The 12,852-nt window shown below is 42.0% G+C and carries 12 protein-coding genes; 2 read left to right on the forward strand and 10 right to left on the reverse strand.

Features of this window, described 5'->3' with window-relative positions:
- The first annotated feature begins 45 nt into the window (after positions 1 to 45).
- The gene (locus tag NSS76_RS11045) at positions 46 to 810 is read left to right on the forward strand and encodes an alpha/beta fold hydrolase (RefSeq protein WP_024422899.1); all 765 of its coding nucleotides are present in this window, start codon (positions 46 to 48) and stop codon (positions 808 to 810) included.
- Between the two features lie 46 nt (positions 811 to 856).
- Here NSS76_RS11045 and NSS76_RS11050 read toward each other — a convergent pair whose 3' ends face one another.
- Complete coding sequence (locus NSS76_RS11050; RefSeq protein ID WP_341082236.1) at positions 857 to 2,164, reverse strand: aminotransferase class I/II-fold pyridoxal phosphate-dependent enzyme; 1,308 nt, start codon at positions 2,162 to 2,164, stop codon at positions 857 to 859.
- Between the two features lie 138 nt (positions 2,165 to 2,302).
- Positions 2,303 to 3,232 carry a ribonuclease Z gene (gene rnz, locus NSS76_RS11055; RefSeq protein ID WP_341082239.1) on the reverse strand — a complete coding sequence of 310 codons (930 nt, stop codon included), beginning with the start codon at positions 3,230 to 3,232 and terminating at the stop codon, positions 2,303 to 2,305.
- Positions 3,233 to 3,453: 221 nt separating this feature from the next.
- Here rnz and zwf point away from each other — a divergent pair, with 221 nt between their 5' ends.
- Complete coding sequence (zwf, locus tag NSS76_RS11060) at positions 3,454 to 4,929, forward strand: glucose-6-phosphate dehydrogenase (protein ID WP_024422901.1); 1,476 nt, start codon at positions 3,454 to 3,456, stop codon at positions 4,927 to 4,929.
- Between the two features lie 47 nt (positions 4,930 to 4,976).
- On the opposite strand, the gene NSS76_RS11065 is transcribed toward zwf, so the two are convergent.
- The 8 genes from NSS76_RS11065 to gndA all read right to left on the reverse strand — a co-directional run bounded on the left by NSS76_RS11065 (position 4,977) and on the right by gndA (position 12,789).
- Positions 4,977 to 5,699 (reverse strand): GntR family transcriptional regulator, encoded by a 723-nt coding sequence (locus NSS76_RS11065; RefSeq protein WP_024422902.1) that lies wholly within the window; start codon positions 5,697 to 5,699, stop codon positions 4,977 to 4,979.
- Between the two features lie 189 nt (positions 5,700 to 5,888).
- A complete protein-coding gene (locus tag NSS76_RS11070; RefSeq protein ID WP_029706057.1) occupies positions 5,889 to 7,295 on the reverse strand; it encodes a glycoside hydrolase family 1 protein in 1,407 nt (468 codons plus the stop codon).
- Entirely contained in the window at positions 7,279 to 8,625 is a 1,347-nt protein-coding gene (celB, locus tag NSS76_RS11075) for a PTS cellobiose transporter subunit IIC (RefSeq protein ID WP_034622356.1), read from the reverse strand. Before celB ends, NSS76_RS11070 begins: the two co-directional genes overlap by 17 nt.
- Before the next feature lie 25 nt (positions 8,626 to 8,650).
- A complete protein-coding gene (locus tag NSS76_RS11080; protein ID WP_024422904.1) occupies positions 8,651 to 8,983 on the reverse strand; it encodes a PTS lactose/cellobiose transporter subunit IIA in 333 nt (110 codons plus the stop codon).
- A 3-nt stretch (positions 8,984 to 8,986) separates the two neighbouring features.
- Positions 8,987 to 9,298 carry a PTS sugar transporter subunit IIB gene (locus tag NSS76_RS11085; RefSeq protein ID WP_024422905.1) on the reverse strand — a complete coding sequence of 104 codons (312 nt, stop codon included), beginning with the start codon at positions 9,296 to 9,298 and terminating at the stop codon, positions 8,987 to 8,989.
- Between the two features lie 318 nt (positions 9,299 to 9,616).
- Positions 9,617 to 10,402, reverse strand: a complete 786-nt coding sequence (locus NSS76_RS11090; protein WP_034622353.1) for an SDR family oxidoreductase — start codon at positions 10,400 to 10,402, stop codon at positions 9,617 to 9,619.
- Positions 10,403 to 10,414: 12 nt separating this feature from the next.
- Positions 10,415 to 11,263 carry a GRP family sugar transporter gene (locus NSS76_RS11095; RefSeq protein WP_025093008.1) on the reverse strand — a complete coding sequence of 283 codons (849 nt, stop codon included), beginning with the start codon at positions 11,261 to 11,263 and terminating at the stop codon, positions 10,415 to 10,417.
- A gap of 116 nt (positions 11,264 to 11,379) precedes the next feature.
- Positions 11,380 to 12,789 (reverse strand): NADP-dependent phosphogluconate dehydrogenase, encoded by a 1,410-nt coding sequence (gndA, locus tag NSS76_RS11100; protein ID WP_024428028.1) that lies wholly within the window; start codon positions 12,787 to 12,789, stop codon positions 11,380 to 11,382.
- Positions 12,790 to 12,852 lie beyond the last annotated feature (63 nt).

Raw genomic sequence — 12,852 nt, forward strand, 5'->3', positions numbered from 1 at the left:
TTGTGCCGTCTTTTAGCTAAAGAACCACTTAGAGGAGATGGAAGAATGAATTCGGCAATGATTGAAAAAATGTATCATATAGATGGACACCACTTTTATACAAAACATCGTCAAGGCAAAAGGCAAGCCACGATTATCTTTGAAGCAGGCTATGGCATTTCTAGTGATACGTGGTCGAATATGGCACGTGATATTGACCCAGAGCTTGGGGTTTTCTTATACGACCGTTTAGGAAATGGAAAGAGCAGTGAGAGCGGTGAAGGAAGAACCTTGCATGACCTCGCTGATGATTTAGATGCACTGCTGAAAGAAGCCAATATTCAGCCGCCATTTCTTATTGTCGCTCACTCATTTGGCTCTCTTGTCAGCCGGTTATGGGCAAGCCGCAGAGGAGATGATGTCATTGGTATGGTGCTGTTAGACCCGGCAAGTGAGGAGCAAGAGCAGGTGATCCTGCCGCTTTTATCAAAGGAAGAACGCACTTCATATATGGCGCAGTTTACAGCAGAATGTACGCATGAGGACTTTCAGCAAATGCTAAGCACAATCAAAGAGGAGCAAACCCATTATGGAATGATGCCGCTTCTTGTCATTTCATCAGGTAAGAGCCGATTGTTTCACCCAGCTCATGAAGCTTGGCTCAGACTTCATAAACGTATGCTGTCTTTGTCATCCCAAAGCGGATGGATTCAGGCGCAAAACAGTTCGCACTATATTCATCATGATGAACCGCATATTGTACAGCTTGCTATCTATGATGTATGGTGCGCAGCCAAACAACCTGTCTCCTATTATCAAACGGCTAATTAAAATAAAAAACTCCTTGGCCCGTTATGAGTCAAGGAGTTTCTTTTATTTATGCCGTTGGAGCAGATTGACTTTTTTCTGAAAGCAGCTTTTCAATGCTGACAAGCTGAACACATAATGTAAAGATGTCAATCGCTTGCTCTAGTTCTTCAAGAGCCGGGAATGTTGGTGCAATGCGAATGTTACGATCAAGCGGATCTTTTCCATATGGGTATGTTGCACCTGCACCTGTCATTGTGACACCTGCTTCTTTTGCTTTTTGCACAACAGCTTTTGCACAATGATCAAGTGTATTTAAACTAATGAAATATCCGCCATTTGGTTTGTGCCATTCAGCAATGTCTTTCCCGCCAAGTTTTTCGTCAAGAATGGAAAGAACGAGATCAAATTTTGGCTTAATGATCGCTGCATGCTTTTTCATATGTTCCTTCAAACCTTCTGGATTTTGGAAGAAACGAAGATGTCTTAGCTGATTAATTTTGTCTGGTCCGATCGTTTGAATCGATAATTGCTTTTGAGTGAAGCTTACATTGTCAGGGCTAGACGCCATCAGTGCAACACCTGAGCCTGGGAATGTAATTTTAGACGTAGACGCAAACATAAACACACGGTTCGGGTATCCTGCCTCTTCAATTGCTTGAAAAATATCTTTTAACGTATCAGGTGTATCCGTTAGATGGTGGACTGCATATGCATCATCCCAAAAAATGCGGAAGTCGTCTGCTTTTGTTTTCATTGAAGCTAGGCGGTCAACGACTTCATCTGAATACGTAATGCCGTCTGGGTTGCTATATTTCGGTACACACCAAATGCCCTTAATCGCTTCATCTTCTGCGACCAATTTTTCTACCTGATCCATATCAGGTCCATCAGCCTTCATATCGACCGTGATCATCTCTATGTTAAATAGCTCACAAATGGCAAAATGACGATCATACCCTGGGCTTGGTGCAAGGAATTTTACCTTTGGCAGCTCTCCCCAAGGTGTTTTGCTGTCACATACGCCGTGAGTCATCGCACGTGCAATGGTATCATGCATCATATTCAGGCTTGAGTTACCGCCGATGATGATTTGTTCTGGCTTTAAATTGAGTACTTCTGCAAAAAATTTCTTCGTTTCAGGAAGGCCTGTCAAGCCGCCATAGTTTCGCATATCTGTGCCATCTTCAGCTGTCATTGCATCCTTTGATGTCACAACATCGAGCATGCCCATAGACAAATCGAGCTGTTTTGGTGAAGGCTTCCCTCTAGACATGTCTAAGTGCAAGTTTTTACTTTTGTAAGTTTCATACTCATTTTGTAGTGCCACATATAAGTCATTCAATTCTGCTTCACTTAATGCTGTAAAACCGCTCATCTTTGATTGTGCCTCCCGTATTCTTCATAGTTTGATTCGTCATTTGTTTTTCTTCACCATTTTACCACTACCTGAAAAAGAGCGTCATCATAAATATCAAAAAAATCACACAACTTTTTTTGACGATTTATCCAATTTTTACAGGCTGCGTTCAATGGGGAAAGAAGAGAAATCATGTGCAGCTTCTGTCAGCGGGAATATATCGCGGGCTTCTTTCAACAGTTGTTTCAGTGCTTCTTCTCCTTGGTACCGTGCACTTATATGGGTCAAAATGAGCCTTTTTGCGCCTGCTTCCTGTGCTGTTTTCGCTGCTTGTTCTGTTGTACTGTGATAATAATTGTAGGCTAAATCTGCATCTTCTTTACCGAATGTTGCTTCATGGACTAACACATCCGCATTTTTGGCAAGCCTTGTTATATTCTCGCACAAACGGGTATCTCCTGAAAATGCAACGATTCTCCCTTTTTTAGGGGGTTCCAAATAATCGGTTCCATCAATGGTTCTTCCATCTTCGAGTGTCACGGTTTCCCCATTTTTCAACTTCTGATACAAAGGTCCAGGTTTTACACCGATTTCTTTTAGGTCTTCGGCTTTTAATGAACCAGGCATATCTTTTTCCACAACCCGGTAGCCGTAAGCTGGAATTCCGTGAGAGACTCTTCTTGCTTCTACTTGAAAGGTATCGTCTTCAAACACGACCCCTTCATCTATTTCTATGATATGCAGCGGATATGTCAAATGCGTTTGAGTAGCTGAAAGTGCTGCGTTCACAAAGGCCTTAATGCCCTTTGGTCCATAGATCGTCAATTCATCCTCCCCGCCTTGAAAGGATCTGCTGCCAAGGAGTCCTGGTAGGCCATATACATGATCACCGTGCATATGTGTGATAAATATTTTCTCGATCTTTCTCGGTTTAATCGTTGTATGTAAGATTTGGTGCTGCGTTGCTTCTCCGCAATCAAAAAGCCACACTGCATTTCTTTCTTCTAAAAGCTTTAGCGCTGTGCAAGTGACGTTTCTTGTTTTTGCAGGAATGCCTGCACCTGTTCCTAAAAAGAGCAGTTCCATTACTTTTCCTCCTAAAGCCGGTATACAATATCTTCATTCATATAGAATACATGAAGACAAGGTAAATGTGAATTCAGCGGAATTTTTGAAAAAAGTGAAACGAGAGCAGAAAAAGTCGAATCAAATGTTTGCTTTACGAACAATGAAGCTTTAAAATAAAGAAAATGTACATACATTCTCGGTTTTTACAACAATGCTACGAATAAAGTGAGGTACTTCTCGTGAATACAGAAACTAACAACCCTAAAGCAGTCATTGTCATTTTTGGCGCAACAGGAGACCTTGCCAAACGCAAGCTCTACCCTTCTATACATAGACTTTATCATAGCGGTAAGCTAGGTGATCAATTCGCTGTTGTCGGAGTTGGACGCCGCCCATGGTCTCATGAGGACCTCAGAGCTGTGGTAAAGGAATCTGTTTCTTCTGATGATGCAGAAGCGAAAACAGAGGAATTTATTTCACATTTCTATTATCATGATTTTGACGTATCAAGCCCTGCTTCCTATCAAGCGCTTAACACGCTTCTAACAGGTCTTGAAGATACGTACAGTATTCCAAATAACCGCATGTTCTATTTAGCTATGGCACCGGAATTCTTCGGAACGATTGCGAAGTTCCTAAAGAGTGAGGGCGTATCAGAAACAACCGGCTGGTCACGACTTGTCATTGAAAAGCCATTTGGGCATGATCTGCCAAGTGCCAAAACATTAAATGAAGAAATTCGTGATGCATTCACAGAAGATCAAATTTATCGTATTGACCACTACCTTGGTAAACAAATGGTTCAAAACATTGAGGTCATCCGCTTTGCGAATGCTATCTTTGAACCGCTTTGGACAAACCGCTATATCTCAAACATTCAAATTACATCCAGTGAATCCTTAGGGGTTGAAGACCGGGCTCGATATTACGAAAATTCTGGTGCACTAAGAGATATGGTCCAAAACCATATGCTTCAAATGGTTGCCCTTTTAGCAATGGAGCCGCCAATTAAACTCAATACAGAGGAAATCCGCAGCGAAAAACGGAAAGTATTGCGCGCTCTTCGTCCTTTTTCTAAAGATGAGGTCGATCAATTCTTTGTCCGCGGACAGTATGATACTGGTACGATTGATGGCAGCGAGGTTCCTTCTTATCTGAAAGAGCAAAATGTTGACCCGAACTCAAACACAGAAACATTTGTGGCAGGGAAACTGCTGATTGATAACTTTAGATGGGCCGGGGTGCCATTTTACATTCGGACAGGAAAACGGTTAGAAAAGAAATCTACTCAAATCGTAGTTCAATTTAAAGACATTCCAATGAACCTATACTATGGAAACGGAAATGCCATGCATCCAAACTTACTCGTCATTCATATTCAGCCAGATGAAGGCATCACCCTTCACCTGAATGCTCGCAAGCTCGATGGCGGCACGTATGCGAAACCGATTAAGCTTGACTACCAAACAAACTATAACGACATCATGAATACACCAGAAGCATATGAAAAGCTGATTCATGACTGCTTGCTAGGCGATGCAACAAACTTTGCTCACTGGGACGAGGTGGCACTTTCTTGGAACTTCGTTGATCCGATTTCTGAGAAATGGGCAGAAAGCAAAACATTAAAACCAAACTATCCTGCTGGTTCTATGGGACCGAAAGAAGCTGATGAGCTTCTAGAAAAAGATGGATACCATTGGTGGAATATATAAAATCAAATGAAAAAAGAGCAGTCTCCCTTTGGGGTTCTGCTCTTTTTTTAACGTCCTGTTTTCGTGATTTCAACCGTTGAAAAGTCAAATTTATCATAGCGATGATGGCTAAATGAGTATTCAAACGGCTGCCCTGCGTTTAAATAAGCAACCTGCTCGACTTCAAGCACAGGATCTGTTGGGTCACACCCTAAATACTGCTGATCCAGCTGATCTGATTTAGCCGCCCTAATTTTCTTGTGCGCACCTGCTATTTTTAAATGAAGCTGATTTGAAATGTAGCCATAGATAGAACCCAGTAGAACTTCTTCATCTATGCCCTTAATGAGATTGACAGGCATAAACGTTTTTTCTAATACGTAAGGCTCTTCATCCACAAGACGGAGCCGGATGATATCATAAACAGGTGTGGTTGAGTCAATAGATAGATGGGCTGCCACCTCTTCGCTTGGAAAATGGACATCAAAATGAATGATTTGAGTCGTGACGTTTTTATCCGCCATGACCTTTGTGAACCCTTTATTTTCATGGCCTGATACATTGATTGCTCCTTGATTGAGCGCTGCCTTTACAATAAATGTACCGTGGCCTCTTTTTCTAAAGAGCAGACCTTCTGCAACGAGAAGATCAAGCGCACGTTTCATTGTCATTCTGCTGCATTGAAATTCGGCGGCAAGCGAGTTTTCATCTGGAATGGGTTGATCTTCTGGATAATAGGCTGTTCCTATTCGTTTTCTGATTTCTTCTGAAATGAGTTCGTACTTCTTCATCTCACACCACCAACTGACTTGTTTTTTCATAGCGCTTTATTCTAGAAGGAAATATGGCGTTTTTTAGCCTTCCTCTCATTTTACACTAAGGGATGTGAGCTTAAAAGGTGCCAGCCATTTTTGTTTCATCCACTTACCGTCACATAAGAAAAATACTTGCTCTTTTCAAGGAAAGAGCAAGTATTTTGATTAAAAACCGTTATTCTTTGAAACGGATTGAAACCAGTATCCGCTTTTCTTAATCGTTCGTTTCCCGTCTTTTTGAAGATCAACTGAGACAAATCCATAACGATTTTTATATGCATTCGACCAGGACCAGTTGTCCATAAAGGTCCATAGATGATAGCCTTTCACATTGCTTCCTTCTTGAATGGCTTGATGCACCCATTTGAGATGCTCAGAAATAAAGTCAATGCGGTAATCGTCATGAATCATTCCTTCTTCATCCTTAAACCGCTCTTCTCCTTCGACGCCCATTCCATTTTCAGAAATAAAGCATTCAATATTATCATAGTCTGTTTGGACTTTTTTCAATATGTCGTAAATGCCCTTTTCATAGATTTCCCAGCCTCGGTACACATTCATTTTTCTTCCCGGCATCTCAAAAGAATCAAAATAATGGTTCGGCATAAATGGTGCTTGAGGATGCGGCATATGCTCTTTCGCTTTCACTCTTCTTGGCTGATAATAGTTGATGCCTAGAAGATCAATCGTATTCTCTCGAATGAGCTCAAGGTCCCCTTCTTCCATACTTGGCATAAAGCCTTCTTTCTTTAAGACTTCTACTAGCTTTTCCGGGAAATGCCCCTTCACCGCAGGATCTAAGAAGGAACGGTTAAAGAAAGCATCGGCCATCTCTGCTGCTTCTACATCGCGCGGATGCTGGCTTCGCGGGTACGAAGGAGTCAGGTTTAGGATGATGCCAATCTTACCGCCTTGCTGCAGCTTTTTATAAGCCGCAATCGCCTTCGCATTTGATAAAAGTTCATGAAAACCGACCTGTACAGCCTTTTGGAAATCGACTTCGTTTGGATAATGAAAGCTATACATATATCCGCCTTCTACAGGAACAATCGGTTCGTTATGGGTAAACCATTTTTTCACCCGGTCGCCAAATAATTGGAAGCATAATGTTGCATAGCTCACATAATCATCGACCACCTGTCTGTTCACCCAGCCGCCTTTCTCCTGCAGTGCCATTGGCATATCGAAATGGTACAGGTTCACAAATGGCTCGATATCATGTGCAATCAGTTCATTGATCACATCATTATAAAAAGACACCGCTTCTTCATTCACAGCACCTGTTCCTTCTGGTAAAAGGCGTGACCATGAAATCGACAGCCGAAATGAATTGTGGCCAATTTCTTTCATGAGACGGATATCCTCTTTATATTTTCGATAAAATTGAGATGTCACGTCCGGTCCTACGCCATCAAAAAAACGAGTCGGCTCTTGTTCAAACCAATGATCCCAAATGTTCGGTCCCTTTCCATCGCCGGGGACGCTCCCTTCTGTTTGCGTCGCAGAAGCAGATGATCCCCACCAGAAACCTTCTGGAAATGTATATGATTGCTTGTTAGTTTCCATCGACATGTATTGAGTCTCCTTCACCTTTGATGTTTGCTGCCTTCGTTTTTTCTGTTGTCGTTATTTTTTCATTTTTCACATTCATACGGTCAATAAATTTCAGGAACGGGAACCAAATGACAAACACAATCATCAGGTTAAACAACTGAAGCAGACCGCCCGCTAGTGAATTTGTTGCCATCATTCCGCTAATAAAGATCGGCACTGTCCATGGGATATTCACGCCTGTCGGCGGCGGTACAATCCCTGATGCCATCGCAAAATAAGTAATACATGTAATGACCATTGGCGCCAAAATCCACGGAATGAGAATAAGCGGATTCATGACAATCGGTAAACCAAAGATAATCGGTTCATTGACGTTAAATAATCCTGGTCCTAAGCCAAGCTTGGCTACTTGTTTTAATTGCTTACTTTTCAGGAAAATTAAAATCGTAAACACAACAGCAAGCGTCATACCGGTTCCACCCATTCCAACCGTATAGATTTCAATAAACTGCTTGCTGATGATATTAGGAACCTCACCTGTTTTTGTGTAGCTCTCTAGGTTTTGAATGGACAATGTATTCCAAATCGGATCCATGACAGAGTTGATAATAATTTGGCCATGAAGCCCAAAGAACCAAAGAATTTGTATAAAGAAAACAGCGATCAACGTCGGAATAATACCGCTTCCAAGACCGACAAGCGGCGCCTGAATGGCATGATAAATCAAATCATGCATATTTGTTTTGAAGCCTTGTGTAATGATGATATTAATGAGCAAAAAGGTTGTAAGTGTCAAAGTAGCCGGGATCAGTGCAGCAAAAGACTTGGAAACAGCTGGCGGAACCCCTTGCGGCATATTGATCACAAATTTCTTTTGGACAAAATAACGATAAATTTCAGCAGACAAAAAGCCTGTGATCATTCCTAGGAACATCCCCTTTGCACCTAAACGATCAACTGGGATAACGCCTGCAATCGTTGCACCGCCTTCTTGTTCTAGTAAAAACGGAGTTAGAAGCAAGAAAGAGGCTAAAGCAATCACGCCGCCAAAGACAGCTTCTACATCATAGCTTTTTGATAAATAGTAGCCAATCCCAAATACAACAAACACACTCATAATGCTGATGGTCGCACTTGGTGCGATATTCAGTGCAGACTGGACGCCCTCCAGTACGGTTTTACTCATGATTTTATCTAAAAATGGCAAATTCATCAGCACAACCATAATGGAACCAAAGATGGTGAGCGGGAACGCAAGCATAAAGGCATCACGTAATACGCCTAAATATCGGTTGTTGTTCAATCTCCCAGCAATCGGAACCAAAATGGCACTTATTTTATCAAACATTGGTTTCCCCCCTTGTTTACACCCTTTATTGTTTAAGCGATTGGAATATCGGCAGAAGCTCTCCCACAAGCTCCTTGATGGTAATGGTCGACATTAAATGATCTTCAGCGTGCATGAGCAATAAGGAAAAGGATGTTGTTTCTCCTCCTGCCTCTTTCTGCACGAGTTGAAAATGGATGTCATGTGCAAGCCGTAAATCTTCTTCCGCTTCTTTCATATGACTAAAAGCTTCTTCTTCTAGACCTTCTCGATATTGTTTCAGAGCCTGAAGCAATTTGCTGCGTGCATTCCCGCTGTGTAAGATCAATTGAAAGCTCACTTGTTCCTCCGTGAGCCCTTCGAGTGTTTTCTTTTCCATCCTTTAAGATTCCCCCATCAATGTAAGTGCCTGTTCATACGCTTTTTGTCCATCGGCAAGCCCGTATGCCTGCATATCAATGACCTCTACCTCAATCCCGTATTTTGTTGCTTCTTTTTGGAGGTCTCCTTTTAAAAAGCTCATTTGCGGTCCGATTAACACAACATCTGCATTCGCCATTTCTTTTTTTGCTTGATCTTGACCAACTGCCCAAATTTCTGCTTCGTCCCCAATTGAATCGGCATGTGCTTTCATCTTTGTCACTAGTAAACTCGTAGACATTCCCGAACTGCATGCTAATAAAATACGTTTCATTTCTCTCACCCCATTGTTGTAATAAAAGCGCTTCCAATTAATATTATATATTTTTATTTTTAAATGTCTAGACATTTAATTTCATTTGTATGTATTTAATATAAAAAAAGAGCGTATTTTACGCTCGTTCAAATTGTTGACAAAGGGCTAAAATGCTTGATTTTAACCCTTTGTCTTCTTTTCAGCCTGATAGAAAACCTTTGCAGTCTAGGAAGGACGAGCACAGGAGCGGAGCGAATTTGACATTCGTGAGCACCGGAGCGCAGACCTGACACCGAATGCGAGGGTTTGTCTACACGCTGATTTGTCTTCATTGTTTTATCCTTTTCCTGCCTGGAACCCAGGATACTTAGTCATGCCGCCGTCTACATATAACGTCAAGCCTGTGACATAGCTCGCTTCTTTTGATGCCAGCCAGACAGCACATGCTGCCACTTCTTCCGGCTTTCCAATATAGCCGATTGGAATCAGCTCAATCACGCCTTTTTTCAATGCTGGATCATCGAATTTCTCCGCATTAATCGGGGTATCAATAGCGCCTGGTGCAATGCTGTTTACACGGATTTTTTTAGGGGCATATTCAAGCGCCAATGTTTCTGTCAAAAGCTTGGCGCCTCCTTTACTGGCTGCATAATGCACGAAATGAGGCCAAGGAATTTGCTGATGAACCGACGACATATTAATGATCGAGCCTTCTATCCCATGATCTGTCATATACTTCAGTGCATCACGGCACCCTAGAAACATGCCTGTTAAATTGGTAGACATTACTTTGTTCCAATTATCCAGCGTCATTTCTGTAGAGGGTACTTCATTTTCAATGCCTGCGTTATTGATCATCACATCAAGACTGCCGAATGTATCAACGGCTTTATCAATCATCGCCTGCATATCCTCTTCCTTTGATACGTCTCCTTTGATTTTCACAGCCTGTCCGCCATGTTTTTGAATTTCTGCAATGGTATCATCCGGATTCTCTTTATCGGAGAAGTAATTGATCACCACATTGGCTTTTTCTTGTCCAAATCGGCGGGCCATCGCTTGGCCAATCCCTGTACCTGCACCTGTAATCAGAACTGTTTTTCCTTCTAAATCTGGATACATTCGTGTAACCTCCTATTTTGTAAAGCCTAGCAGCACACCGCCTGCAATAATCATCAAGCAGCCTGCAATGACAAAGCTTGTTCTAGATGCTTTCTCTTTTAATAAATAAATGCCGCCTAGTGTTGAGATGACAATCCCTGTTTGTGACATCGAAAAGCTTACGGCTACGCCGATTAATGGAATGGCCAAAAGCAGACCAAGATTTCCTGTTGACCAAACAAGACCGGCAATGATATTTCTAAACGTATATTTACTAAATGGGTCCTGTTTTAAACTAATCGCTAAGGATGAAAGCAGCATACCGACGGATTGCGGGACAAGTGCAGACCAGCCATCAATATCAAACCATCTTAAAATGACGACATATCCGACGTAACCAACGGTTGAGATGAGCAGAATAATGATCCCTTTTTTAAAATTGCCTCTGCCATTCCCGCCGCCATTCTTTTTTTGGCCGAGCGATGTCATCACAACACCTGCAATGATCAGTAAAATGGCGCAAGAACCAATGAGTATGACCGTCATCGTCTGCCATTCTTTGAAGACCATGACGCCAAATAGCGTTGTGCTCACAAGCTGCATGCCCGTTGATAAGGGAACCGCTTTAGACACACCGAGAAAAGCAACACTTGAAAGCTGATTCATTTGTCCAATACTCCAGAAGATGCCTGAAATGACGGAAACCGCAAAAATAAGCGGTGTCAGCTCTGGCATTTTGATGAAAAAGGCTGCAATCGAAAATAAAAACGCGCCGAGCGTAATGCCAAGGGTTTGCTGATACGCATTCCCGCCTAGTTTGACACTGATGAGAACAATACTTCCCCAAAATATCGCTGGGAGAAGTGCATATAAGATGCCCACTTCTATCCCTACTTTCTTGTCTTTTTTACATAGCATCCCTCTTTTTCACATTTTTAGCCGAAAAGATGCAAACAAAAAAACCTTACCAAAGGTAAGGTTTTTCAGTCGTTCTCTATTTATTTCATCCATTCAGTATGGAATACGCCTTCTTTATCTGTACGCTCATACGTATGTGCACCGAAATAGTCACGCTGTGCTTGAATTAAATTCGCTGGAAGGACAGCTGTGCGATAGCTATCAAAGTAAGCAAGTGCACTTGAGAATGAAGGAACAGGAACTCCTTGTTCCACTGCAAGTGAAATGACTTTACGAAGTGATGATTGATAGTTTTGAGCAATATCCTTAAAGTATGGATCAAGCAATAGGTTTTTCAGTTCAGGATTACGGTCATACGCTTCTTTAATTTGTTGTAAGAAGGCTGCACGAATGATACATCCACCGCGGAAGATCATCGCAATTTCACCGTATTTCAAATCCCAGTTATATTCATCAGACGCTGCTTTCATTTGCGCAAAGCCTTGTGCGTAAGAGCAGATTTTACTCATGAATAGGGCTTTTCTAACTGCTTCGATCAGCTCTTGTTTATTCTCAGCTGATTGCGCTGGCTCTGGACCTTCGATCAATTGACTTGCTTCCACACGCTCATCTTTCATTGCTGAAATGTAGCGCGCAAAAACAGACTCAGTAATGATTGGAAGCGGGACACCTAGATCAAGTGAGCTTTTGCTTGTCCATTTTCCAGTTCCTTTTTGACCAGCTTTATCTAAGATCACATCCACAAGCGGCTGGTTTGTTTCTTCATCCACTTTTGTGAAAATGTCAGCTGTAATTTCGATTAAATAGCTGTCAAGCTCGCCTTTATTCCACTCTGAGAATACTTCATGAAGCTCCCCTGCTGATAATCCAGCAACATGCTTCAAGATAAAGTATGATTCAGAGATCAATTGCATATCTCCGTACTCGATACCGTTATGAACCATTTTGACATAATGTCCTGCTCCATCTGGGCCGATATACGTTGTACAAGGCTCGCCATCTACTTTCGCAGAGATCGCTTCTAAAATTGGTTTCACTAGCTCATGCGCTTCTTTTTGACCGCCTGGCATGATGGAAGGACCTTTTAGCGCGCCTTCTTCACCGCCGGAAACACCTGTACCAATAAAGTGAATACCACTTTCTGCAAGCTCTTGGTTACGTCTTTGTGTATCCTTGTAATATGTATTTCCACCATCAATTAAAATGTCACCTTTCTCTAGGTGAGGAAGTAATGATTGAATGGTTGCATCTGTTGCTGCACCAGCTTTTACCATCAAAAGAATTTTACGCGGTGTTTCAAGCGACTGAACAAATTCTTCGATGCTGTATGTGCCAACAACGTTTTTTCCTTCTGCTTCTTGAAGAAACTCTTCTGTTTTGCTGCTAGATCTGTTATAAACGGATACGGAGAAACCGCGGCTTTCAATATTGAGGGCAAGGTTTTTCCCCATAACGGCTAGTCCAACCACACCGATTTGTTGTTTTGACATAATTCTGACGTCCCTTCTAACACACTATATTGATTACTGCTGAAATGATGTACCCTTTGAAAT

It is taken from the genome of Bacillus sp. FSL R5-0654, assembly GCF_038008745.1.
GTDB classification, from domain to species: domain Bacteria; phylum Bacillota; class Bacilli; order Bacillales; family Bacillaceae; genus Bacillus; species Bacillus safensis.

Bases quoted from the DNA above. Each gene is read 5' to 3' on its own strand.
- NSS76_RS11045 (WP_024422899.1), top strand. From the start codon at position 46: ATGAATTCGGCAATGATTGAAAAAATGTATCATATAGATGGACACCAC.
- NSS76_RS11050 (WP_341082236.1), bottom strand. From the start codon at position 2,164: ATGAGCGGTTTTACAGCATTAAGTGAAGCAGAATTGAATGACTTATAT.
- rnz (WP_341082239.1), bottom strand. From the start codon at position 3,232: ATGGAACTGCTCTTTTTAGGAACAGGTGCAGGCATTCCTGCAAAAACA.
- NSS76_RS11065 (WP_024422902.1), bottom strand. From the start codon at position 5,699: ATGAAGAAGTACGAACTCATTTCAGAAGAAATCAGAAAACGAATAGGA.
- NSS76_RS11070 (WP_029706057.1), bottom strand. From the start codon at position 7,295: ATGTCGATGGAAACTAACAAGCAATCATATACATTTCCAGAAGGTTTC.
- celB (WP_034622356.1), bottom strand. From the start codon at position 8,625: ATGTTTGATAAAATAAGTGCCATTTTGGTTCCGATTGCTGGGAGATTG.
- NSS76_RS11080 (WP_024422904.1), bottom strand. From the start codon at position 8,983: ATGGAAAAGAAAACACTCGAAGGGCTCACGGAGGAACAAGTGAGCTTT.
- NSS76_RS11085 (WP_024422905.1), bottom strand. From the start codon at position 9,298: ATGAAACGTATTTTATTAGCATGCAGTTCGGGAATGTCTACGAGTTTA.
- NSS76_RS11090 (WP_034622353.1), bottom strand. From the start codon at position 10,402: ATGTATCCAGATTTAGAAGGAAAAACAGTTCTGATTACAGGTGCAGGT.
- gndA (WP_024428028.1), bottom strand. From the start codon at position 12,789: ATGTCAAAACAACAAATCGGTGTGGTTGGACTAGCCGTTATGGGGAAA.